The sequence below is a fragment of the Clostridioides sp. LIBA-7678 genome (assembly GCF_056716065.1).
In genome coordinates, this window is record NZ_CP196987.1 from 2,678,055 (window position 1) to 2,704,206 (window position 26,152).

The 26,152-nt window shown below is 25.1% G+C and carries 21 protein-coding genes, 2 pseudogenes and 2 riboswitches; of the genes and pseudogenes, 12 read left to right on the forward strand and 11 right to left on the reverse strand.

What is annotated here, in order from left to right; genetic code table 11:
* Positions 1 to 117: 117 nt before the first annotated feature.
* From ACTG46_RS12775 to ACTG46_RS12785, 3 genes and pseudogenes are all read right to left on the reverse strand, one after another.
* The gene (locus ACTG46_RS12775) at positions 118 to 810 is read right to left on the reverse strand and encodes a response regulator transcription factor (protein WP_054270844.1); all 693 of its coding nucleotides are present in this window, start codon (positions 808 to 810) and stop codon (positions 118 to 120) included.
* A 595-nt stretch (positions 811 to 1,405) separates the two neighbouring features.
* Positions 1,406 to 1,795, reverse strand: a pseudogene (locus tag ACTG46_RS12780) (BlaI/MecI/CopY family transcriptional regulator).
* Positions 1,796 to 1,898: 103 nt separating this feature from the next.
* Positions 1,899 to 2,276 carry a BlaI/MecI/CopY family transcriptional regulator gene (locus ACTG46_RS12785; protein ID WP_479922948.1) on the reverse strand — a complete coding sequence of 126 codons (378 nt, stop codon included), beginning with the start codon at positions 2,274 to 2,276 and terminating at the stop codon, positions 1,899 to 1,901.
* A gap of 677 nt (positions 2,277 to 2,953) precedes the next feature.
* Between ACTG46_RS12785 and ACTG46_RS12790 the strand changes: the two genes are divergently transcribed.
* The gene (locus tag ACTG46_RS12790) at positions 2,954 to 3,154 is read left to right on the forward strand and encodes a cold-shock protein (protein WP_021384215.1); all 201 of its coding nucleotides are present in this window, start codon (positions 2,954 to 2,956) and stop codon (positions 3,152 to 3,154) included.
* Positions 3,155 to 3,758: 604 nt separating this feature from the next.
* Positions 3,759 to 4,172, forward strand: coding sequence for a hypothetical protein (locus ACTG46_RS12795; RefSeq protein ID WP_235626772.1), 414 nt, complete (start codon positions 3,759 to 3,761; stop codon positions 4,170 to 4,172).
* Positions 4,173 to 4,836: 664 nt separating this feature from the next.
* On the opposite strand, the gene ACTG46_RS12800 is transcribed toward ACTG46_RS12795, so the two are convergent.
* Positions 4,837 to 6,453, reverse strand: a complete 1,617-nt coding sequence (locus ACTG46_RS12800; protein WP_479922949.1) for a DUF6765 family protein — start codon at positions 6,451 to 6,453, stop codon at positions 4,837 to 4,839.
* 964 nt (positions 6,454 to 7,417) lie between these two features.
* Positions 7,418 to 7,564 (reverse strand): annotated as a pseudogene (locus tag ACTG46_RS12805) (N-acetylmuramoyl-L-alanine amidase); the annotation flags it as partial.
* Between the two features lie 653 nt (positions 7,565 to 8,217).
* On the opposite strand from ACTG46_RS12805, the gene ACTG46_RS12810 reads away from it, so the two are divergent.
* On the forward strand, positions 8,218 to 9,030 hold the full coding sequence (locus ACTG46_RS12810; protein ID WP_479922950.1) for an SDR family NAD(P)-dependent oxidoreductase: 813 nt from the start codon (positions 8,218 to 8,220) through the stop codon (positions 9,028 to 9,030).
* A gap of 390 nt (positions 9,031 to 9,420) precedes the next feature.
* On the opposite strand, the gene ACTG46_RS12815 is transcribed toward ACTG46_RS12810, so the two are convergent.
* Positions 9,421 to 9,708: a hypothetical protein gene (locus tag ACTG46_RS12815; protein ID WP_054270910.1), complete on the reverse strand. Its 288-nt coding sequence runs from the start codon at positions 9,706 to 9,708 to the stop codon at positions 9,421 to 9,423.
* 166 nt (positions 9,709 to 9,874) lie between these two features.
* Positions 9,875 to 10,555, reverse strand: a complete 681-nt coding sequence (locus ACTG46_RS12820; RefSeq protein ID WP_054277089.1) for a response regulator transcription factor — start codon at positions 10,553 to 10,555, stop codon at positions 9,875 to 9,877.
* Between the two features lie 1,397 nt (positions 10,556 to 11,952).
* Positions 11,953 to 12,048, forward strand: a riboswitch (cyclic di-GMP riboswitch).
* 49 nt (positions 12,049 to 12,097) lie between these two features.
* Here ACTG46_RS12820 and ACTG46_RS12825 point away from each other — a divergent pair.
* Positions 12,098 to 12,274: a hypothetical protein gene (locus tag ACTG46_RS12825; RefSeq protein ID WP_054270912.1), complete on the forward strand. Its 177-nt coding sequence runs from the start codon at positions 12,098 to 12,100 to the stop codon at positions 12,272 to 12,274.
* A gap of 224 nt (positions 12,275 to 12,498) precedes the next feature.
* On the forward strand, positions 12,499 to 12,699 hold the full coding sequence (locus tag ACTG46_RS12830) for a cold-shock protein (protein WP_021385087.1): 201 nt from the start codon (positions 12,499 to 12,501) through the stop codon (positions 12,697 to 12,699).
* A gap of 417 nt (positions 12,700 to 13,116) precedes the next feature.
* Positions 13,117 to 13,212: riboswitch (cyclic di-GMP riboswitch) on the forward strand.
* 857 nt (positions 13,213 to 14,069) lie between these two features.
* Here the strand turns inward: ACTG46_RS12830 and ACTG46_RS12835 are convergent.
* Positions 14,070 to 15,137, reverse strand: coding sequence for a GGDEF domain-containing protein (locus tag ACTG46_RS12835; RefSeq protein WP_167649777.1), 1,068 nt, complete (start codon positions 15,135 to 15,137; stop codon positions 14,070 to 14,072).
* 401 nt (positions 15,138 to 15,538) lie between these two features.
* Between ACTG46_RS12835 and modA the strand changes: the two genes are divergently transcribed.
* The 7 genes from modA (at position 15,539) to ACTG46_RS12870 (ending at position 22,420) form a co-directional block, all read left to right on the forward strand.
* On the forward strand, positions 15,539 to 16,351 hold the full coding sequence (gene modA, locus ACTG46_RS12840; RefSeq protein ID WP_479922951.1) for a molybdate ABC transporter substrate-binding protein: 813 nt from the start codon (positions 15,539 to 15,541) through the stop codon (positions 16,349 to 16,351).
* 9 nt (positions 16,352 to 16,360) lie between these two features.
* Positions 16,361 to 17,152: an ABC transporter permease gene (locus ACTG46_RS12845; protein ID WP_479922952.1), complete on the forward strand. Its 792-nt coding sequence runs from the start codon at positions 16,361 to 16,363 to the stop codon at positions 17,150 to 17,152.
* Between the two features lies 1 nt (position 17,153).
* Positions 17,154 to 17,849 carry an ATP-binding cassette domain-containing protein gene (locus ACTG46_RS12850; protein ID WP_167639970.1) on the forward strand — a complete coding sequence of 232 codons (696 nt, stop codon included), beginning with the start codon at positions 17,154 to 17,156 and terminating at the stop codon, positions 17,847 to 17,849.
* Positions 17,836 to 18,567: a Rossmann-like domain-containing protein gene (locus ACTG46_RS12855; RefSeq protein WP_479922953.1), complete on the forward strand. Its 732-nt coding sequence runs from the start codon at positions 17,836 to 17,838 to the stop codon at positions 18,565 to 18,567. The genes ACTG46_RS12850 and ACTG46_RS12855 overlap by 14 nt, the downstream gene beginning before the upstream one ends.
* Before the next feature lie 226 nt (positions 18,568 to 18,793).
* Positions 18,794 to 19,594, forward strand: a complete 801-nt coding sequence (locus ACTG46_RS12860; RefSeq protein WP_479922954.1) for a PIG-L family deacetylase — start codon at positions 18,794 to 18,796, stop codon at positions 19,592 to 19,594.
* A 548-nt stretch (positions 19,595 to 20,142) separates the two neighbouring features.
* Positions 20,143 to 20,859 carry a response regulator transcription factor gene (locus tag ACTG46_RS12865; protein WP_074178379.1) on the forward strand — a complete coding sequence of 239 codons (717 nt, stop codon included), beginning with the start codon at positions 20,143 to 20,145 and terminating at the stop codon, positions 20,857 to 20,859.
* Complete coding sequence (locus tag ACTG46_RS12870) at positions 20,828 to 22,420, forward strand: HAMP domain-containing sensor histidine kinase (RefSeq protein WP_479922955.1); 1,593 nt, start codon at positions 20,828 to 20,830, stop codon at positions 22,418 to 22,420. The genes ACTG46_RS12865 and ACTG46_RS12870 overlap by 32 nt, the downstream gene beginning before the upstream one ends.
* A 105-nt stretch (positions 22,421 to 22,525) precedes the next feature.
* Here ACTG46_RS12870 and ACTG46_RS12875 read toward each other — a convergent pair whose 3' ends face one another.
* The 3 genes from ACTG46_RS12875 to ACTG46_RS12885 form a co-directional block, all read right to left on the reverse strand.
* Positions 22,526 to 23,521, reverse strand: a complete 996-nt coding sequence (locus tag ACTG46_RS12875; RefSeq protein WP_479922956.1) for a GGDEF domain-containing protein — start codon at positions 23,519 to 23,521, stop codon at positions 22,526 to 22,528.
* 341 nt (positions 23,522 to 23,862) lie between these two features.
* Complete coding sequence (locus ACTG46_RS12880; RefSeq protein ID WP_479922957.1) at positions 23,863 to 25,365, reverse strand: phosphohexomutase domain-containing protein; 1,503 nt, start codon at positions 25,363 to 25,365, stop codon at positions 23,863 to 23,865.
* A gap of 107 nt (positions 25,366 to 25,472) precedes the next feature.
* A complete protein-coding gene (locus ACTG46_RS12885; protein ID WP_054277100.1) occupies positions 25,473 to 26,138 on the reverse strand; it encodes a ribulose-phosphate 3-epimerase in 666 nt (221 codons plus the stop codon).
* Positions 26,139 to 26,152: the final 14 nt, after the last annotated feature.

Sequence of the window (26,152 nt, forward strand, 5' to 3'; positions counted from 1 at the left end):
AAACTACTAGAGAAAAAGTTAAAACATATAAGAATTCCTAACATTTGTGTAAATGTAAAAATGACCAAAATCAAAACGCAATTAAATATTAAACTTTTTTCTTTTATAAGTTTTCCACTAAAATTTTTCAATCTTATAACCAACTCCCCACACCACCTTTAAAAATCTTGGTTCTTTTGGATTTATTTCAATCTTTTCTCTTATTCGCCTAATATGTACTGCTACTGTATTTTCTGAATTAAAACTTTCTTCATTCCATACTTTTTCGTATATCTCATCTATTGAGAAAACTCGTCCTTTATTTTCTAAAAGAAGTTTAATGATTTTGTACTCAATTGGAGTCATTTTTATATTTTCACCATCAATTTTCACTTCTTTTGTTAGTGTATTTAACTCCAAAGCTCCACTTTTTAAAACTTCTTGACTTGCATCTTCATAATTACCTAAAGTTACATAACGTCTTAAGTTTGATTTAACTCTAGCTATAAGCTCTAATAAGTTAAATGGCTTTGTTATATAATCGTCAGCTCCAATATTTAATCCCATTATTTTATCTGTATCTTCACTTTTTGCTGAAATTAAAATTATTGGTATGTTTCTTTCTTCTCTTATTTTCACAGTTGCCTTGATTCCATCCAATTTAGGCATCATTATATCCATTAATATTAGATGAATGTCATTCTCTGTTATTACTTCCAAAGCTTTCATTCCATCATATGCTTTATATATTTTAAATCCTTCTGATTTAAGATATATTTCTATTGAATCAACGATTTCTTTATCATCATCTACTACTAATATGTTGTACATGTTTTCACTTCCTCTATTGTATAATAATACTCATCTCTATTATACAATATCTTTCACTCCCTTTCTCAACAATGACTAAATTGTTATATTAATTTGGCTTACATTTTTGTAACTTTACCTTATAAATATATAATAGAATATAAATCTTAAGAAAATATTATCCTAAATCTTAAATATTTCTTAAGATTTAAGATAAATTGAGGTTTATTTGAATTAATTGATTTGAATTATGTTGTTTTCAGATTACTTTTATTTAAGTATTTTGATTGGATTCAGCTGAATTAATGTATATTAATTCTTATTGAGCAGTTTTTATTTTTAAGGCGGAAGAATGTTGGAATAATCATATTTTACTAGTTTTCTTCCACCATTTTTCCACCCAAATAGGCTTAGAAGCATTTATTTAACTGCAATAATAGCTACTTATTTAAATTCTATTTTTATACATACTATCTATTATATACCATACATATTCTGTTAAAATTTATATAAATATAAGACAAACCTATTTCATTTTTTAATATGTTCAGAATATTAAATAAAATAAAGGTATGAAATTATAACTTTTTCTACCTTCATTTTATTTATTATGTATCTATTTGTCATTTTTTTCTTTCAAACGCTTAAAATGTTCTTCGAGTTCAATTAATTTATCTTCATCCACTTCATCATCTTTACTATGCAATGCTGATATTAAACTTGAAATTGAATTTTTATGTATATTCTTCAAAAATTATTTTGTTTCAAACCTTAGATATTTTTCCTCTTTTACTATTGCATTATAGTGTGTAAGTTTACCTGTTTTCTCTGTACCTAAAAATTCCCTTCGCTCTAATCTTTTTAAAACTGTAAATGTAGTTGATTCATTCCATCCATTTTGTTCTTCCATTGCATTAACCAAATCTCTAGAAGTTAATACTTTGTTAGCTTCCCAAATATATCTCATAACTTTTAATTCTGCTTCTGGTAATTTAATAATTTTCATAGTTTACACCCTTTTGCCGATTTATGCATATGTAAATTCTACATCAATAAAACTCCTCAGACAAAAGAATTTAGCCAAATATATACATCTGATTTTTACCATATTACTCTTTTAAGTTTCTGTAATACTCTTCTAATGAATCTAACTTTTCTTTACTTACATTTTTATGCATGGTAGTAAGAGAGCGCATTATTTTTCTACTCTTACTAGATTTTAGTACCTTTTTCTTAAAAGCGTAATATTCTTCAGTATCTATTATTATTTTATAATGAGATTGAAACTTTATAATATCCCTAGCCAAATAACCTTTGTCAAGTAGCCCCTTTAATAGTGTTTTTATTGTACTTTTATGCCATCCATACATCTGTGTTATATCTTTTACAATTTCTTTTTTAGACATTTTAGAATCTTTTTTCCATAAATATTCCATCACTATTAATTCTGCTCTTAATAATTTTTCTACTAACATTTCTTCTTTCATCTTATGTCGCTCCCTCATTCAGTCTAACTTAAACTAATAATAGGAGCTTTTTAATACAAAAACTACAGGTAAAATTTTCCATATATTCTACTGTTTTAGTTTGTTTTTATATATAAAAAATATTATTCATATCTGTAAATTTATTCAATTTTCAAACATATCTGTTGAGTAATAACTAGTTATATTGTATTGTTTTAATTGTCGAATAAAACTAAATTGGTAAAACTAGAGGAATTTAGTGGTATAAATATTTATTAAATAAGACTTGTAAGATGAGTTATAAGTTATATTGGTAAGTTATCAAAAACATATACTCTTTTGGTTTTGTGAAAGTTTTTTAGGTGGGTAATAATATCTATACTTAAAAATAAATTGTATGGATGTACACATATATTGATTACTTATACTTATAGTTCATATGGTTATTATAAATTTATAGATACACAGTTATATAGATTTTATTTTCTAGAGAATTTTTTTTAGCTTTATCTACATTCGTACCAATTTATAGTAATACAAAGGTCTTAAATGTATTTTCAATATTAAGAATAAGTAGAAATGTTAACTAAAAAATATAATTAAGTAGACGTTTCTATTAATCTATGATATAATAGTATTTGTGGTAATACACAATTAAATCAAGTATATCTTGATATAGGTTAATAGGAGTATTTTTAATGAATAATGGAATAGTGAAATGGTTTAATAATGAAAAAGGATTTGGTTTTATATCAATAGAAGGTGGAGATGATGTATTTGCTCATTTCTCAGCTATACAAACTTCAGGATTTAAATCATTAGAAGAAGGTCAACAAGTAAGCTTTGATATAGTTAAAGGTGCTAGAGGTCCTCAAGCAGAAAATATAACTATATTATAATATATAGATTTTTCGGGAAAGACTCTCTTAGGGTCTTTTTTTATTGCTAGTATATGTAAGATAATTGTTGATGAAAAAACAAGGTTGTTTGGAGAAATGAAAAAATCATTCCCTGACATGAGAATGCTTAGTTACAGATATAGAAGTGTACTGCAAATACACTTCTATTTTTTTATTATATCATATGTTCTAGGCTGTTAAAAAGACCTATTTAAATCGTTTATAAGGTATGTTGAGTAATATTCTTGATAGTTTTTTCTTTAATGTGTTCCAAAAAAATAAGCACTCTTTTTATAGGAGTGCTTTGGTGTATGTTAATTTATATATCTAATACAATTTAATATGTCTTATGTTTTAGTATGATAATTTTAGTTCGTTTTATTGTTACAATATATATTATAAGTTTATATATAATTATAATATATAAGCTTATATTACATGAAATTTATCTCATATACTTAATTTATATTCAATTTTATTGTATGCATTCTTAAGTTTTACTATATGTTTTATTAATATTTAATATAGTTAATTCTTAAGAATTACATTCTACAACAATAATATATATCTTTTATATATAACTAATTTAAAATGGATGTATTTTATGAAACTAAGAAACCCAAGGATTAAGAAATTGTTATCAGTAGCATTATTAGCAGCTCTTGTAGGTATACCTATTGGACAAACAGCCAATGCAATGGGGCTTTCAAATGACATCCCAAATTATATGGAAAATAATCCAGCTTCAATAGAAGACTTGAAAATCAACGACTCTCAATTACCTAAACCAGGTACAGTTACATACATAGATATGAATAAACTAATTAAAAACCTTAAGGAAAACGATGTTAACACTACTCTTGTTGAAAATGAATTATATTATAGAAAAGCTGGGACAAATAAAATAGTTTGGACTAAGACAGGCTTTGATTTATATCTTTCTAAAGGAGTTGCATTAACTTTAGCTGGTGCTGGTACAGGAGTTGCAGGTCTTTTGGCGGTGCCATTCCTGGTGTAGGTCAGTATCTTGCTGCTATAGTTGGAGCAATTATAATGCATCTTGGGTCAAATATAACATCTGGGAAAATCTTTAAATTTAAAAAAATACGTTATAATAAAGGCGGGGCTTATGTAACTAAATATTACTTACAATCTGTAAGAAATCAATAGGATATAAAATGATTATTATAAAAGATTTACTTTTTGCATTGCTCTCAGTATTAATTTTATTTTTTGCTAATAAAGTATTTCAACTAAGCAAATTGCACAAGTTCATTATATTGTTTGTTTCATTTTTTATACTGACTTTTGTATCATCATTTATTAGTGGGTAAAACTAATTATTGTAAGAAAAAGTATTTAAATAAATTAGAATTAAAATATGGGAATATAGATAGAAAAAAAGCTACTAAACTAGAAATATTTTTTCAATATTTAATAGGCTTCGAATACATAATAATAGGGTTATTAATAAGAAGACTTGATACTGCGATAATATCAGTAATATTAGTATCTATTATAACAATAATATCCTATTATATAATTAGGAAAAGATATATAGTTATATAAAATATAATAGGATTAATAGTAAAAGAAGGTAACAACTAACTCTAGTTGCTACCTTCTAATCTATCTATTAAATAAAAATTTCTAATTTGGCTTTTAAACATTCTTTCATGTAATTATTTCATACAAGCAATCCCTAGACAATCTAAATATCTTTTGCTATACTCTGAACTAAATTTATATACTGAGTATGAACCCTGAAGGGCAAATATTTGTTTACCAGATTCTGGTTCCAAAGTAAAGTTTCCATATTTCTTAAAGGCTTTTTCTTCTCCTGCTGTTATAGTTTTTCCTTTTTTAGTTAAAAAAGTTATGTTACCTATTGTTCTAGCTGGTATAGGTAAACCAGTAAACCATCCTATAGAACCACTTATTTTAATTATATAATCATCCACATCTAAATCCATAGATACTATGCTACCTCCAAAAGGTTCTCCATGTAGTTGAGTTTTATATTTTCCATCATATACAAACTGTATAGCATCAACTATAAAAGCTCCTCTAAGTATAATTTTTGTTACTCTATTTCTATTTTTAGCAAATTGGCTATCATCAAAAGTCTTGAATTCACAATATTCACTACACATTTCATCTAATTTCAATTTATTTTCTTCTAAGAAATTATTTACATAATCTATATGTTTCTTGGCTACTAGATTAAAATAATAATAGTTTGTTTTTTGCTTATTAGAAGATTTTTCAAATTCATTTTTCCATTTGTTTTTATCAAAGTTATCTAAAGAACTATATCCTAAAGCTTTTATTGCTTTTTTCCATGCATCTGACTGGTCATCTTTTCTAGTTGTTATTACTTTTATAACTTCTATTTTTTGATTTTCTGTTAAACTCTCATATTGATTTAGGCTAAAATCAGTACCATTCTTAATACACTTTAGTGCATATACCATTTGACAAAATGCTTTAAAGAAATTGTCTTGATTATTTTTTTGTATCTTCACTTTATCATCAGTACAACTCCAATTTGGAACATATCTGTAATTGAGATATCCATAGTCTGGTATATGACCCATTCTTCCATGTCCAAGATATGCAATTCCTTCATATCCACCAACCTCAGGAGTACCAGAAACATTAATAGCATGCCAGCTACCGTTACGATATTCTTCTGCTTTAGTCCATTTAGTTTCTTCTATGTATTTACTTTCTTCTGCTATAAATTCTTTAACATCATTAATATACCATTCAGGTCTTCCAATAAAATACATGTGTGCCCATGTATCTGCAAGTACATGCATTCTCATTCCAATAAATTGTAATTTATATTCCTCAGTACTATGAAAATAGATAAGGTCATTTATAATAGAAGAAACAGTTTCACTATTTGGTAAACACATTAATCTAAATCTTCTCTCATCTCCATCTTTAAATTTCCAGTTTGTTGTAAGTCCTGTGCTTTCTTTAACTCCATTATACTCATATTGGTTGTTCAAATTTCCAGGTAAAAAATGAAATGGTATCCATACTTTTCTTATTTCATTTAAACTATCAAGATTCCATTTATAACCCCATGAAGTAAAATCTGCATAATATTTTTCAAATTCTAAAGTTGTCTGTACTGTAGGTAGTGTAAAATTTACATCTTCAAGAATCATACTCTTAGTTGATTCATCCACATATTGAGCAGCATAAGCTATTGTATTTGCATCAGAATCATTATAACCAGCTATTTTAGCTGCAAGATATGTACCATAATAGTGAAAATCTAAATTCATAAAATCACCTCTTAATTTTATTTTAATAAATAATTATATGTGTACTTATATATAATTATTTATTAAAATAATAAATTAAATATTCAAAATATTCAACACTTACTGTCTAACTAGCCATCAAAAACGCATAAATAGTCAAAAAACATATTTTTTCTAGAAATATATCTTTTTATAAATTTAATAAATATATTTATAAGAAAAAATAGATAAGAAAAACTTTGATATAAATTTTTCTTATCTATATACTTGTTTAAATAAAACTTTAAAACTTATAATTTTTCTTTTACAAATTCTCTAGCCTTATCCATTGTTAACCACACATCATAAGAATAAATCTCTGTAAATTTTTCTCCTGTGTCCTTGCTCTATTTTCTTCTAAAAATAGTTTGACAAATTGCTGATATAAGTTCTTAAATATGCTAATAAATTAAAGTATAATAGACATTAATTTATGGAGGTATAAAATATATTTCTAAATGATATATTTGATATTATTAAATTTAACAAAAAAAGCCCTATAGAGCAGTTGAATATTATTCAAGAAGAAGAAAAGCCAGACATAAAAGAAGCTGAAGAATATTATAAATGCAATTATAGATTTTATAATTCTCTTAAGGAGATAGTTTCACTAGAAAATATAAAAAACACGCATCAAAACCATCTTAAATTCTAAAAATAATCCATCAAATCCATTTGTAATTGCTCTTATTGCTGCATTTATATCAATTTTCTTTAGTCTATTTGCCAACAATATTATAAAAGATTTTTATATTGCTGGTGCTGTAATAGGAGTTTTTTTAGTGCTTATTTATATCTAATATGTGAAGCTCAGCAAAAATGGGATAGTCGCCAAAAATTCTATATGAGTTCGCTGCAAGTATTAGATAATATGGAAAATAAAAAACTTAAAGAAAGAAAGTATAAAAAAAGAAAGTAGCAACTATCTCCAGTTGCTACCTTCAATCTATCTATTAATAAAATCTAACGATTTGTAAAGTGTATCAAACCTATCATTACCTTTTATCATAGTGTATCTCTCTTTAGTTATAGAATCTATTTTATTGCATGCTCCTCCTCCTATAACGTATAAATTTTCTGTCTGACCTGGCACTATTGCTATTTTCATTGCTTATTTGCCTTCTTTAATATTCAATTCGTCTGTCATTGTATCTAGTAAATTTCCTATTTTCTCTTTTAGTTTTTTGGGAACTGGTAATCCACACAGATACATATTTTTTAATATACTTTACACTATTATCAGTTCTGCTCTTAATAATTTTTCTATTATTATTTCTTCTTCCATCTTATGTCGCTCCCTCATTCAGTATAACTTAAACTAATAATAGGAGCTTTTTAACATAAAAACTATAGGTAGACTTTACCATTTGACCCGCTTATTTAATTTGTTTTTATATATTAAAATTATTATTCATATCTATAAATTTATCAAATTTTTAAACATATATGTTAAATAATAACTAGTTCTATTGCACTCTTCTAACTGTAGAATGAAATTAAATCACTAAAATTAGAGAACTCTAGTGACATAAATATATATGAACTAAGATTTGTAAAATAAATTATCATTTATATCATCAACTTATAAAAAACATATACTATTTTTGTTTTTATGAAATTTTTTTACTCGGGTAATAATATGTATGTTTTTAAAAAAAGTATCTTTCTAAAATAAAATCACAAGTAGAATAGATTTCATATAAAAAGGTTATTTTAATACTAAAATAATAAAAGGAGTTATTTATTATGTCAGCTATAATTAAAGATAGATTTAAGGATAAAGTTATGATTGTAACAGGAGCATCAGGAGGAATAGGTAAGGCAATAGCATTAAGAGCTGCCAAAGAAGGAGCAAAATTAGTATTAGCAGATAAAAAAGAAGAAATGGGTAAAAAAACTTTGATGGAAATAAAAGAGATAACTCCAAATGTAGAATTCTTAATACTGGACTTGAAAACTTCACAGAATTGTAAAAAAGTTATCGACACAGCAATTAGTAAATTTGGAAGATTAGATATACTAATAAATAATGCTGGAATCACTGGAACACCTGCCCCTGTTCATGAAATGTCAGAAGAAATGTTTAGACATGTCTTTGATTGTAATGTTATGTCAGCATTTCATTGTTCACACTTTAGCATAAATGAAATGATAAAATTGGGCAACGGAGGAGTAGTAATAAATGTATCTTCAGTTGCTGGCTTAACTGGATTCCCTGGGCATAGTGCATATGTTACTTCAAAACATGCTTTAAATGGATTAACAAAAAATATGGCCTTAGATTATGCAAAAAATGGCATAAGAGTAAATGCAATTAATCCAGGTACTACAGATACTCCTATGTACCATGAAGCATTAGAATTTTTAAACAACAAAAGGAAAGAAACAGGAAATAAAAATACTGAGAATGGAATAGTATCAGGAAAAACAGTATCTCCACAGAATAGAGTAGCTTCTGCAGAAGAAGTTGGAGATGTTACTTTATTTTTAGCATCAGATGAAGCAAGCAATGTAACTGGTATATTTATGCCTGTTGATGGAGGTTTTACAGCATTTTAAATATTTTTAAACAATGCTATTAATGATTTATATTTTAATAAATTATCATAAAAGCACTCCTAAAATTATTGGAGTGCTTTTAGTATGATAATTTTCGTTCGTTTTATTATTACAACTTTTACTATAGTTTCATGTATCCTGTTAATATTTGTAATATTTTATATACTCTTTATACTTATTATTGCTATACTTTAATTAAGAAGATTAAATATAATATGAATTGGTGATTATCTATGAAAAAAAATCTAAATACTTTCTTATGGTACATATTAGGTATATTTCTTTCAGGCTTTATACTATCATTACTATTTGATAAATGGCTATACTTAGTTTCTTATATACCTACACTTTAAAAGGTAGCAACTGAAGATAGTTGCTACCTTTTAATCATCAATGCTTAAATTTTGATACACTAAAATTTTTAACTTGAGTTTTGAATAACTGTTCAATCTCATCAACTATACTCTGTATCTTATTTTCATATTCTAAATCATAATATATATTTATCTCACCTATACTATTTATACTTATAGAATATTCTTTTCTTTCTATTATACATATATTTCCACAATCTGATAAATCATTCTTGTATATTGATTTTAATTGCTTTTTTATCTTAAGAAAGTCTATCGCTGGATAAATATTATTTGGATAAAAACACTTATCATGTATTAACATCTTATCCACCCCTTATCACTCTATTTATTAAATTTTATACCTTAATCATAATCATATTAAACATATTTTTCCATATTTTCATAATTATTTTATATAAAGTATCAACTATATCTATTAATAAAATCTATGTTTGGGTAGAACCTCTTATCATTCCATTTGTAAAACTTTATATATTATTAAAATAATATCCAACTTCTCTTATTGTTATAATCTTCTGAGGATTTTTATAATCTTTCTCTATTTTCTTTCTTAAACCATTCACTGCAACTACAACACTATAATTATCCTCTAAATATTCATTCATCCATACATGTTCATATATTTCTTTAATTGTTAGAGTCTTTTCCGCATTATCCATAAAGTAATTTAATAACCTATTTTCTGTTGGAGTTAATTTTATCATTTTATTTTCTAATTTTATGACTCCACTGGCTCTATTATATTCTTCTAATTTTATGTTATTTTCCTTATTATTTGTATATGAATTCAATCTTCTTAAAATAGCTTTAACTTTCGCATATAATATTTCTAAATTTAAAGGCTTTATTAAATAGTCATCTCCACCAGAATTTAAAGCATTTAAAATACTTTGTTCTTCATTTATGTAAGTTATATGAATAATTGGGCAAGTAGTTATATTTCTAATTTTTTTACAAAAATCCCAACCATCACCATCAGTTAAAATTATTTCTAGAAATATCAAATCAAATTTATTACTAAATATTTTTCCAATAGCTTCTTTACAATTATATGCTAAATAGACATTTATGCCTTTTTCTTCTAGAAACTGTTTCAATTCTTGGCAATTATTCTTATCTCCATCAATTATCAATACATTAGTTTGCATTATAGTCACTCCTAAATATCATTATTTTTTCTATAAATAACTAAGTAAATATCTTTAGTATATTTTCCAATAGTATTTCTTTACCATTATAAGAAACTTTAACAACTATAAATCCATAGTCTTTATTCTTTTCATATATTTTCTGCATACTTTAAATTTCACACAAGATATGTATGTACCTAGTAAATTATTTTCACATATATATTTGATAAAATTATTTAAAATCACTTACTAACTAAAACCAAGATTTTTATATTTTGATATAAATTATTTTAGACTATGTATTTTATTTTGTATTTCATTTGATTTTTAATTTACTGTATAAAGATAAATATCTAAAATTACACAATCTAACTCTATATTTTTACTATCATAATTACATCTTTAACAATTTTATATGAATATACATTAGACTACTTGACTAAAAAGTATTTTAATTAAAGTCTAAAGTTTTAATTATTACAGTACATACCAATTTACTTTTTATAATATTATTATAAATCAGGATTTAAATCTTAAATATTTTTAAATAATACTTGAATATTAAATTTAATATTAAAAATCATTATTAAATAATAATAAAAATCTCCTATTTTAGGGAAAGGGATATTAAGATAGTTTTTGTATTATAACTCTATTGTTTTTAAAAACTACTCTATCAGCCTGTCTAAGTATTGATTTATATGATTTATATAGTTATAATATAAGATATGTTGTATAATTTTGGTAAATATATTATTATAAAATTTTTATATTCTGTGTCTTGATATTTATAAAAGCATTATTTTATTATTATAATTATATTATATTTCAAAAAAAGTTTCCCTTTCCCTAAAAATGGCTACTTAAAAAAATTAATATTCTTTGTCTAAATACTTTTATAACTTTTATTTTATAAACTTTTTAGCCTTATTCCTTGTTGTTCATATATTCTCACCTATATATTTGAGTGAATTTTTTTCCTCTAGTCTTATTTAATTCTTTAATTTCATTACAAGTTACTCCACCGATTACATACAGACTTCCTGTTAGTTAATAATCTTTTTTATCTATTACTAAATAACTTTATTCTGTTATCTTATAATACAACTCTTATATATCATTCATGAAACCTCATAGCTTTTAAAATAAAAAAATCAAATTAAAAGTAACTTAATTCTTTAATATGTTAATAAATTATTTAAATATCTCTTAATATTTATACTGAAATTGAATTTATTTAAATAAATAGTAAAAGTTTTTTAACGCAAAAATTACAAGTAAGTTTTAACATATATTTTGCATCTTCAATCTATTTTTTTAATGTAAAATAACATTCATATCTATAAATTAATCCAATTTTCAAATAAATATATTGAATAATAAGCAACTCTGTTGTATTATTTAATTGTAGAATAAAACTAAATCGGCAAAACTAGAGAAATTTAGTGACGCAAAGCTATAGGGACTAAGGCTTATAGAACCCTTGTAAGTTATGTCAGCCAGTTGCCAAAAAGATATTTTCTTTTTGTTTTTTATGAAAGTTTTTTAGGGGGATGTAAAATGTTTATGGAAAAAATAGATATGTGTACACATATATTAACTGCTTATATTGGCAGTTCATATGATTACTGTAATTTTATAGATACACAGCTAGATGATTTTATACTAGAGTATGGAGAAAATGTAGTAGAATCTTGTCTACATCAGGTGATGGTATTGGTAAGTAGGTATAATTAGATAGATTTTGTTTTCTAGAGAACCCTTTTTAGTTTTTTCTACATTTAATAAACTAGAGAAATAATTACATCTAAAAAATAAACATTGAGAACCTTTTAATATAAAATATTAACTATAAATCATAATTAGGTAGACATCTCTATTAAATTATGATATAATAATATTTGTGTTGATACACAATTAAATCAAGTATATCTTGATATAGGTTAATAGGAGTATTTTTAATGAATAATGGAATAGTGAAATGGTTTAACAACGAAAAAGGATTTGGATTTATATCAGTAGAAAATGGAGATGATGTATTTGCTCATTTCTCAGCTATACAAACTTCAGGATTTAAATCATTAGAAGAAGGTCAAAAAGTAAGCTTTGATATAGTTAAAGGCGCTAGAGGTCCTCAAGCAGAAAATATAACTATATTATAATATATAGATTTTTCGGGAAAGACTCTTTTAAGGGTCTTTTTTTATTTGATTATTTGAATATAATTTTTCATCCTAATATTATCACTTTTATCTTTTTAATTACCATTTGTCATTTAAATTTCATACAAAAAATGAAATGCTATTAATTTCAGGTTGTTCTTATTTCAATAACACTTTTTATTTGTTAACATTTCTATTATATCTATCATTATTTTTCACCATTCTTTAATTGCTCATAAACTGTATTTATATACATCGATATCTCACAATAAATTATACCTTACAATACTATATCAAAATTAATTAATCGTCGATTTTTATTTAGAAAATATTTTTTTCATTTTTATAAATTTTTCAATTTTCAAATAAATCTATTGAATAATACTCTATTCTGTTGTATTATATAATTGTAGAGTAAAACTAAATCGGCAAAACTAGAGAAATTTAGTGACGCAAAGCTATAGGGACTAAGGCTTATAAAATTTTTATAAGTTATGTTAGCCAGTTGCCAAAAAGATGTTTTCTTTTTGTTTTTATGAAAGTTTTTTAGGGGGATATGATAGTATATTTACAAATAATATAGATAGATACACTCATATATTATCTACCTATATTGGTAGTGCATATGATTATTACGATTTTATAGATACACAATTAAATGATTTTATACTATAGAGCGGATAAAAATAGTTGAAAATTATTTACATCAAGTTATGCTATTAGTAAACATAATTAGATAGATTTTATTTTCTAGAAAACCCTTTTTAGTTTTTTCTACTTTTTAAAAATACTTAATGAAAATTAATTGATATATATTCTTATTATTCAGATTTTCATTTTTTAACAAAATATAACAAATCTAAAATAATTTAGATTACTAATTTATTTATTAGAATCGTCTGGATTTAACTTAAGTCGATTTCTTAAGATATGTAAAAATGAATTTTTCTTATCTAATGTGATATTTTTTTATATCTATTTATTTAAAATACTACAAATTAAATTAATATAATTACCTCCTCATAGTATTCTAAACTCATACTGATTCTATGAGGAGATTAAATTAAAGACTATTATCTGATATCCTATTTATGTGATAAACCAAGAAAAAAATTTGATTTATCTGCATCTAAAAAAAATTATTTTATTTTTTCATATACTTTATAGTATTTTTATCATTTTTATCTTATGTAATTTTTTTTGGACTTCCTATTAATACATTAAATACTTGAAACTTTTTTATAAAATATTTTTTTCTTCCACTACTCAATGATATAAAAACTAAAAATCATACTAAAAAATACATGCTTTTATTTAAAATATATTTCACTTAATTATTATTAGAATTTCAAATAATTTCTTACTTGGAATTATTCTTTTTCTTGATTTTTAATTTGATTTTTATTTATATACATTTTTTTATCAACCATATGTAGTATTTCCTCAAGATTATCTTCTTTATTATATTCACTTACTCCACACGCAAAACTTAGGTCATATTTTTCTAACTCTATCTTAGATTTATTAAGAGCATTTAAGAGTACGTCTTCAGTTACTTTAGTTGATATCAACATGAATTCATCTCCACCTGTACGATAAAAAGATGCAATATCTTTAATATTCTTATTAATAATATTAACAAATAAAATTAATACTTTATCGCCTTCATCATGTCCATAATTATCATTTATATATTTGAAATTGTTAATATCTAAAAGAGCAATAACACAATTTAAAGAATTATTAATTTTATCCAGCATATAATTATACATTTGGCGATTATATGCTCCTGTCAAAGAATCTTTTGAAAAGAAATTAATATTTTGTAGTATATAATAAATAATAAGCCCTAATGCTGAGAATCCGTAACTTAGAAAATGATAGTAATAAAAAATTTCTAAAAGTAATCCTGCTATTATTGTAACAGCAATGGATGTAACAATAATACGTTCCATTTTCTTTTCTTGTACATGAGAAGTAACTGGATTGATTATAAATATTAAAATATATAATAATACTGTAAAAGAAGGTATAAAAAATAGACATCCTCTTTCATAATAATTATTTATATCTATAAAAAATATAATTTTAATAAACATACTAAAAAAACAAATAATAAAATTTATCAAAAATGGCAAATAAAATATAATTGTATCCTTTTTTTGTTTAAATATCTTTATAAGTAAAATAGGAATCAATGGACTTATTGCAAAATTTAAAAAAGATGTAATCCTACGAATCATCCATAGTGATGAATTTGTCTGTCTTGATATTATGTAATCAGTAGATGTGGCTATAATAAGTATTAAGTTAATTACTATTGATATTATAAACAATCTACTCTGCTCTTTATTAAATAAATGATTCATTTTAATAAGAAATATCAAAAAAATTAATCCTATAAATGGTATCAAATAGGCATAAATAATGGTACTCAAATTTTGTCCTCCTCCTATATACATTATCAATTAAAATATACTTCTATACTTAAGTTTTTCTATCATTGCCACTTTATAACACCTATTCCATATCATATATTATACACTAGAAAAATGACTTATTATATTATAATATGCAAATATCTTCCATAATTTTTTTTTAAGAAATTTTTTAAGAAATAAAGATAAATTTTATATCAATTAAATAGAATATTAAAACTCTAATCCCATTTATATAATAAAAATATTATATCTATTCTCTCAGATAAATCTTTTTAACATAATAAAACATAACAAAACATTATAAAACATAACAAAACATAACAAAAACTTAGACATCGTTTTCTTAGTATGATATACTGAAAAAGAATTTACATTAATTTACTAAGGGGGAATATATTGTGTTAAAAAAATTTTCGGTATTGGCTTTAGCTATGATTATTTCGTTAAGTATTACTGCATGTAATTCTAAAGACAAAAAAGTTAATAATGAAGCTAATACTAAAGTGACAACAACTAATGATTCAAAAGAAAAAGAAACTCTTTTTGTCTATTCAGGGGCAGGTTTAAAAAAGCCAATGGATGAAATAGCTCAGAAATTTGAGAAAGAAAATAATGTCAAAATTGAATATAGTTATGCAGGTTCTGCACAACTAATAGCTCAAATTGAGACAAGTCACAAAGGCGATGCATTTATTGTTGGTTCTGAGCCAATCTACTCAAAAGCATTTGAAAAAGAACTTGTAAGTGAACATAAAACGGTAGCACATCATACACCTGCAATAGTTGTACCTAAAGGAAATCCTGCTAATATTCAAAACCTAGAAGACCTAAATAAAGAAGGTATTAAACTTATTTTTGGAGATAAAGAGTCTAATGCTATCGGTAAGACTACTCAAAAAATACTTGAAAAAAATAATTTGAAATCTATAAATAATAATGTTGTTTCTACAGCTGCAACTGTAAACGAAATGATTGTACAGTTAACATCAAGTAAAGCAGATGCTACAATAGCTACAAAAGACTCTGTTTTTGGCAATAATGATGTAGAAGTTATAGAGATTGCTCCAGATAAAAACATAGACCAAATCATATTAGCAGGAACTGTGAACTATAGTGATAAAAAGGATTTAGCCAATAAATTTATAAATTATGTAGCATCTGATGAAGCTAAACAAGTATTTAAAAAATATGGTTTTGAACCAGTTAAGTAGTGGTTTAATTTGAAAAATAAAATCTTTATTATGCTACTTACTGGATTCTTTGCTATAGTCTTTTTATTTATCGTATCTCCACTTTTTATGCTAATCATTAAGGGGCTGAGTTATGTTCCTATATGCTTAAATTCAGTGGAAGTACAATTTGCAATAGTACTTAGCATCAAGACATCTTTAATATCTACCATAGTATGTCTTTTATTAGCTATTCCAGCAGCTTACTTTTTGCATATTACTAAATTACCATTTAAAAAACTACTTATACAAATAATAAATCTTCCTATGTCTCTTCCTCATCTAGTGTCAGGAATTGCTCTTTTACTTTTGTTTGGTAGAATGGGTATTGGAGATTCCCTTTATAAAATTCTTAAACTTGATTTTGTATTTACAAGACAAGGAATAGTTTTGGCTCAGGTATTCGTAAATCTACCACTCACAATTAAAATACTCCTCACTTCATTAAATAATGGTAATGAAAAGATGGTATTTGTTGCACGCACTCTTGGATGTAACCGTTGGGAAGCATTTAAATTTATAATTCTTCCAAATCTAAAAATTGGAATAATATCTGCAATTGTAATGACTTGGTCAAGAGCACTTGGTGAATTTGGTGCAGTGGCTATGATAGCAGGCTCTACACGTATGAAAACTGAAATTATACCCACTTCGATATATTTAAATATGTCTACTGGTGATATAGATATTGCAGTAGGTATAGCTGTAATTTTGATATTTATATCACTTGCATGCTTGATGTTTTTTGAAATATTTTTTAATAGAGAGGTTGATAAAAACTAATATGTTAGAAATTAAAAATTTATCGCTTGATTTGCCTAATTTTAAGTTAAAAAAAAATAGTTTAAAAATTAATAATCATGAATACTTCGTTTTATTAGGTTCTAGTGGTTCAGGTAAAACTCTATTTCTAGAAACATTAGCAGGAAGATACTCATTTGCTAAAGGAGATGTAACATACAAAGAAAATCTAATATCAAGTTTACCTCCAGAAAGCAGAAATATAGGGTTTGTATATCAAAATTTTGAACTATTTCCAAATATGAATGTTGAAGATAATATAAGGTTCCCACTTAAATTGAGAAAAATACATAAAGATGAACAAATGTTTAAAGTTAATCATTTATCCAAATTAATGCAGATAGAAAACATAAAAAAAAGGTATCCTAAAAATCTAAGTGGAGGAGAAAAACAGAGAGTTGCATTTGCACGTGCATTAATAGCTGAACCTGATATATTACTACTAGATGAACCTATGAGCTCATTAGATTATATTACAAAAAAACACATAAGCAAAATACTAAAGGAAGTTTATCTAAAATACAAGCCAACAGTTATTCATGTTACTCATGATATTTCTGAAGCAATGTTCTTTGCTCATAAAATAGGAATAATGAACGATGGAAAAATAAATCATATTTTTGAATTAAATGAACAAGTAAGACAGAAAGGAGAATCTTTTTTCTATGAATATATTTGATACCTTAAAAGATTACTTATTAGAACAAGTTGACAAATATAATTTAGATATGGATATGATAAGTATTGTATCTAAATCTCTATCTGCTAGAGAAGCAATTGGAAATACTAAACGCAAAGATTTTCCAATTATAGTAGGTAAAGAAATAATGCTTGAAGCCGATTTTAAAGGAGCTAAAGGGCAAGCATTTACTTCTACTCCAGCTATATTTGAAGGTTCTTTGAAAGAAATACTCTCATTAGATTTACATGGTAGCTCTCATGATAGAAGTCTTTTTATAGCATCATTAAATGCAGTTATGAGGCACTTAGGTATGACAAATAGAACCATTCACTGTAAAAACAATGAGCCAGAAATATGTGCAAAGAACTTTCCTAAAGTTATAAAAAGTAAATTTAACAATCCCAAAGTAGCAATTATAGGATATCAACCAGCTATAATCGATAATGTTAAAGATTTTTTTGAAACTAGAGTATTAGATTTAAACCCTGAATTTATAGACACTATTCAGTATAATGTCAAGATTGAAGATGGTATAAGAGATTATGAGGATGTAATATCTTGGTCTGATATAATTATTTGTACAGGAAGCACATTATGTAATAACTCAATTGTAAATTTTATGTCATTAAATAAACCAGTTTACTATTATGGAACTACGATAGCTGGTGCATCAAACATTTTAGGTCTCAAAAGGCTCTGTTTTTGTAGTAAATAACCAATTATATTAATAAGAAGTGCACAAGTATCAATGTGCACTTTTTATATTTATACCTAAATTTCCTATTATTTTTACTAGTTTTACATATAACTATTTTTTTGATTTTAAACTAATAAAAAAATTTTATTCCATTAATCCACTCTATATTTTTTAAGATTTAAGAAATATTTTTTAGGATTTTGTTTGATAATATAATTAAGACAGCTTTTCAGGAGATGATTAAATGACACTCAAAAATAAAAAATTTACTATAAATAAGTATGGAATTTTATCTATCATTTTAGTTTTATGCTTGATTTTAACAGGTTTCAATAGTTATGTGAATTATGATAATAGAAAATTTAAAGATTATGTTGTCTTTTATGTTCAACATCAAGATGATGAAGTGTTGTGGGCTGGCAGTGCTATTGTAAATGCTATAAAAGAAAGAGGAAAAAATCATGTATTTGTGGTTTTGGTATCTACTGGATGTGGTATATCTGTTTTTGATAAATATAAAAAATATGAAAACCTTACAGACATACAAAAATCAGAGTACAGAAATAGAGAGTTTTTAGCTTCACTTAATAATCTTGGGGTAAAAAGAGAAAATATAATATTATTACCAGAAAAAAATACAAATGGTAATACTGACTTCAATTATATGGAGAAAATTGCTCTTGCTTTTGAAGAAAATTTTAAAAGTGTAACTCATATAGCACATACTTATAAGTTAGATGACCATTTGCAACATTTAAAAAATGGTTCTGTTATCCAAAATTTGTATAATGCTGGTCAAATAAAAGATGTTAAATATTTTGTAAAACCTAAGTTTGCTGATAAAATAAGTTTCAATAATAAGATAATTTACAAAGCTCATTCCTCTGAAGATTACGAAAAAGTAAAAAAGGCTTGTGAACAATATAAGCTTGTTGATGAGTTAGAATGTAGAGAAGGTATTGGTTATAAATCCGACCATAAATCGTTTGATAAATTACTTAGTGATAAAAGCGTTCCTGCTATACTTCATACACCTAATTTATAATATTTAGTTTAACTTAATCCATAACAAATATATTCATTCGAGATTTTGTAATATAGCACTTTCTTGTGCTATACTACTTTCTCTCGCTTACTTCTTTTATTGTATTCGATTCTATAGCTTCTGCTATATAAACACATCCAAAGTCATTTCTGTTAAAATGTATAACCCTATTCGCCTTAAAATCTATGAGTTTTATTCTTAAGTCTTTTATATATTTTTATAACAAACTAAATCAAAATAATTATTTGTTATAAATTCTTAATAATTATGAAACTCATTTGTTATTTATATTTGTTAATATATTTTTATACCCAAGAAGTTAATAAATCTAAAACAAGGTAAGGAGCGTGATAAATTATACTAGACACTTTCATAAATTTTTAAGTTATTATTAACATAGACATCTATACTTCAATATTTACTATATTCATTAACAATATAAAAATACTAGTTTTATTTCATAATGAATATACTCACTGTTTTCTAATACCTATTTTTAGTATAAAATAAAAATTGGTTAAAATAAAATTTCAAGGGGGATTAATAAATTGACTCAAAACATATTGGTCGTGGATGATGATAAGGAAATAGTTGATGCTATAGAATTCTATCTAAGACCTGATAACTTTAATATTTTAAAAGCATACGATGGATTGGAAGCATTAGATATGTTAATTGAAAATGATATTAAATTAATAATAATGGATGTAATGATGCCAAATTTAGATGGTCTTAAAACTACACTTAAAATAAGGGAAAAGAAGAATATACCTATAATCCTTTTGTCTGCAAAATCAGAAGATATGGACAAAATTATAGGTCTTAATATGGGTGCTGATGACTATATAACTAAGCCATTTAATCCACTAGAACTTACTGCTCGAGTAAAATCTCAACTTAGAAGATACATAAATCTAGGAGATTTTAGCAATTTAAACAATTCAAAGGATACTAATTATATTCTAAAAAGTGGTGGTCTGGAGTTAAATACAGATACAAAAATAGTTTCTTTAGATGGCGAGGAAGTTAAGATGACTCCTATTGAATATAAAATACTTACACTTCTTCTATCAAGAAAAGGTAAAATTTTTTCTTCTCGTGAGATTTATGAAAATGTTTGGAATGAAGATGCTTACAGTTGTGAAAGAACAGTTGCTGTTCATATTAGAAGAATTAGAGAAAAAATTGAAATTAATCCAAAAGAACCAAAATATTTAAAGGTGGTGTGGGGTATTGGTTACAAAATTGAAAAACTTAATTATTAATGATTCTAAAGCAAAATTCATTTTATTATTATTTCTATTTCTATTAAGTTCTATATTATTTGAAGCAGTTTATGATTTGAATAATAATTTTACTTATAATATTGATTATTATTATAGAGAGTTTGCTCTACCTTATTTTTATTTTTTCGGAGCGCCTTTGCATTTGTCAAAAATAGAATTAGAGTTTGTCTGTATAGGTGTTATATTATCAAGTTTTTTATTGACTATATTATGTTTTGCATTATATAAAAAAAATAAACAGACTAAAGTCAAATTCTTAGAAAATGTCATAAGTCTTTTTTCTAAGGTAAAAATAGAACTTATACTTATATTAATTTTGATACTATTAGCCTTAAGGTTTCATGCATTTTCAAGTAATAAAATATTTTACAACACTAATTTAATAATCTACAATTTTATCATTATATCTATAGTCTACATAATATATGAAAATATTAAATATAATAACTATAATCTAAAAGATATGTCTATAACATATGTATTCTTTTCAAACTTACTTAGTATGTATAATAGAAAGACTATAAACAAAAAATTAGCTATAGTATTTTTAATATCTATAGTTATACAAGCTATTATTCAATATCTGGTTTTGATATTCTTTATGTATATATATTATGCTGAGGCAATAGCTATAGTAATTTTATTTACACTTGTAAACACAGTTTTTCATTTTTATATATACAACTTTTTATCTGCTAAGTTTAATTACATAAATAATATATCAAAGAATGTAAAAAATATTGAGAATGGAAATCTAAAATACAAGCTAGAAGTAATAGGAGATGATGAAATATCTACTTTAGCCAAAAGTATAAATACTATAACAGATGGTCTTGAAGCTGCTGTAGATGCTAATATAAAAAGTGAAAGGATGAAGACAGAACTTATCACAAATGTATCTCATGACTTAAAAACTCCACTTACATCTATATTAAATTATGTAGATATGTTAAAAAATAATGAATTTGATAAAGAAACTACAAACGACTATATAAATATTTTAGATAAAAAAGCACAAAGATTAAAGTTATTGATAGAAGATATATTTGAAGCTTCTAAACTCAGCAGTGGTGATGTGGAATTTAATATAACAAAAACTGATATAAAAGAACTTTTAATTCAAAGTACAGTAGAGTTTGAAGATAAAATTCAAAGTAGTAATTTAGATTTTATAATAAAAACACCAGAACATTCTGTATTTACTATGATAGATGGGAAAAAAACTTGGAGAGTTTTTGAAAATCTAATTAATAATATATTAAAATACTCTATGCCAAACACTAGAGTTTATATAGACATGTTTACAGAAAAAGAAAATATAATATTAACATTTAAAAATATTTCAAATGATAAACTAAATCTAAAACCAGAAGAACTACTAGAAAGATTTAGAAGAGGTGATATAGCTAGAAAAACAGATGGCTCTGGCCTTGGTTTGTCAATAGCTCAAAACATAATTGAATTAGAAAATGCAAACATGCAAATAGTTATTGATGCTGATTTGTTTAAGGTGGTACTTATTTTCAAAAAAGTTAATTGATATAAGGCTATATAAGGTTGTAATTGCAGACTAGTATCATATCACATTAGATGATAGTTATCTTGCCAATTACAACCTTATAAAACACTCTCAATACACATATTTTTAATATATAGTCCTATTTCTTCCTAATTTTTTAGCTTTATATAATTTCTTATCTGCTTCACTTAAAAATACTTCAAATGAGTTAAAATTTTCCCATTCAGAAATTCCAATACTTACAGTTATTTTATGTCCAATACCTTCAAAGTTATATTCAAATAAATTGCTATGGACTTTAGATTCTATATACAATGCTTTCTCTATGTTCTCTGTTAAGATAATAAACTCATCTCCACCATACCTTCCAGAAAATAAATAATGAGATTCAAATGATTTAACCATGTGGCCTACTGTTCTTATAACTTCATTACCTACTAAATGTCCATAAGTATCATTTACACTTTTAAAATTATCTATATCTATTATCATTATTGCATATTTCTTTAAATTTTCTTTAATAATTTTTCTTATATTTCCTATAATTGCTCTCTGGTTTAATAAACCTGTCAATTCATCAGTGATGGCTAATTGCTGAAGTTTTTTATTTGCTTCTATTAACATAACTTTCTGTTCTTCTATTTCCTTAGTTTTTTCATGAACAATTGCTTCTAATCTATTATTTTCTGCTTCCATCAGACTTATTGGAAAATATTCGCCTACCTTCTGTAAGTCATTTGCAACAGAAGTATGAACACTACTTATTAATATCTCTCCTTCACATTCAACACATAAATAAGTTACTCTTATTTCTACTTGAAAATTATAGCCTTTCTTAGTTTTTTTACCAACCAAATATTCACCAAATACCATATGTAAATTTTTTGAATATTCTCTACTGTCCAGCCATAATTTTTCTATGCTAAAACCTTCTGGAGACTGTCTTACATATGCCTCTAATAAACGTTCTACCTCTTCTATACTATTACCTACTTCAAACTTCCCTGTGCCAAACCAACAGATGTTTTTATGAAAAAAAGACATGCATTTTTTTACATTTCTTTCTACAAAATATGAATTTATAAATTCTTCAACTCGCTTAATATATTCACTTTTACCCATAGTATCATTATCCCCTTATCATTCTACTAAGGTTATTATATCATGACATCTGATGTTTGTTTTAAAAAAGAAAAAAACCTCCTTGGAGGTCTTTTTCTAAATGTTGGGGTTTATATTTACATATTTTTTGATTATACCTTTTTGGTTTGATATTAATACATTTTAAATTATATTTCTCTATAATTCATCATGTATTTCATCTCTCTGTATTTATAATATCACATAGAGTTTCCATAATCAGTTACATCTCTGTTACCTTAGATTACAATTTTGTAATATTTGTAATCTAAGGTATAAATTTACATCCATTCTTCAATATAAATATATGCTTTTTATTAATCCTAAAGACCTTTTAAATCATATTTTTCTAAGAAAATTTTTAGCTTAGAATAAATTTGTTCTGCTCCGCCAATCTTATTTGATTCAATATTTAAAGCCAGTAATGGTTCATGTAGTGATATTCTAAGTAAAAACCATCCATCACCATTTGATTCATTACAATTAACTCTTATACCCTCGAAATTATTTGGTGCTACAGACCATCCATCAATACTTTTAACATGAGAATCTAAATCTTTTAATATATCTTCTGCATATGGTCTAAAATCTTCTTTATTAATACCTATTCTAACTTCTTTTTCATCTTTTGCTTCTTCAAGATTTTCTATCAATTCTTCTATAGTCTTTCCTTCTAAGGATAATTTTGCTACTTTTATTAAAATTTTAGCTATTAAGTATGCTCCATCATCTAAGAAATAATTTTCTTTTAATGCTGCATGTCCAGATGTCTCTATAGCCAAATGGCATTCTTCGCCTTCACTATTTAATCTTATGGCTTCATTTATTACATTTTTATACCCTCTTTTAAATCTATGATGTCTTCCTCCTAATTCATTTATGAACTTAGCAAGACCTTCAGAAGTAATAGAATCAGTTACTATAGCTGTCTTTGGATGTTCTTCTAATATTATTGATGATATAACAGCTATAAGAGCATTTTTATTTATTGGTTTTCCATTTTTACCTACAATAGCAGCTCTATCTACGTCTGTATCAAATATTATTCCTAAATCACTCTTATTATCCAGTACAGCTTTACATATGCTTTCCATTGCTTCTTTATTTTCAGGGTTTGGTATATGGTTTGGGAACATACCATCTGGGTTCAAAAACTGACTACCTGTTGTATCTGCTCCCAGTATGTGTAAAACTTTTTCAGCAAAGAATCCACCAGCTCCATTTCCTGCATCAACTAATATCTTTAGTCCAGAAAAAGGCTTTTCATAATTTTTACTTGAATTTACACCTATTCTAATTTTATCTATTAATAAATTAGAATAGTCTTCTATTAAATTTTTTACTATAACTTCACCTTTTTTATCAACTTCTTTACAATCTACACTAACATTCTTAATAGCTATATCCAACATTTCTTTTATATCAGTTTTTTCTAGTCCTCCATTTTCTGTAAAAAACTTTAAACCATTATAGTAATATGGTAAGTGACTAGCTGTAATCATAATCGATCCATCAGAATTATATCCATCCATAATAGTTGTCATAAACATTGCAGGAGTTGTAGCAATATTACAATCAATTACATTACAATTGTCATTAGTCAAAGTTTCAATAACAGTACTTCTAAATTGACTTCCTGTTATCCTAGAATCAGTTCCTATAGCAACGGTTACTTTCTCTTTCTTAGTCTTTTCTTTTAACCAAATATGAAACGCTTTAGCTATTTTTCTTACTTCTTCTACAGTTAGATTAACTTCCTTAGAATCATTTTCATATGCTATTCCTCTAATATCAGTACCATTTTGCAGTTTATATAGGTCTCCCATAAAAAATTCTCCTTACTTAACTAAAATTTTTATTAAATATTGTAAAATTTATCGTTTCTATTCAAGCCCTTCATTATGAAACAGAAACATCTTATAAATTTATATCGTTACTTTATACTTTCCTTTAGCTCTTTTATTTTGTCTTTATATGAAGTTGGAGGTTTGTCATTAAATAAAGCTGAAGTACCAACAACGTATATATCTACTTTTTTACCATTCATAAGTTTGATAGTATCCTTATTTATATTTCCATCAACCTCTATAAATGGAGGATTATCATAATCTTTTAGTATATCTGTAAGTTTATCCAACTTATCCAATACAGAAAGATTAAACTTTTGACCTGCAAATCCTGGATTTACTGTCATTACTAAGATACCCTCAACTAAATCTATATATTCTTCTATTTTGTCCACACTTGTTTGAGGACTTATTGCTAAGACTGGCCCTATACCATAATCTCTTAACTTTTGTATATCTGCTTTTACATCTGTACTTGATTCTACATGAAAAGAAATATATTTTGGCTTTATATAAGACATCATATCGATATACTTGTCTGGAGTTTCTGTAGCTAAATGAATGTCTAAAGGTATTGTTGTATTTTCACTTATTGACTTTAATAGTTCTGGACCCATAGCCAAGTTTTTAACGAATATTCCATCCATAACATCACAATGAAGTAATTTCACATCTGCTTCTTCAAGAGCTTCTAATTCCTTTTTTAAATTCATTTGGTCTGCACACATTATTGAAGCACAAATAATAGACATAACTTTCCTCCTTG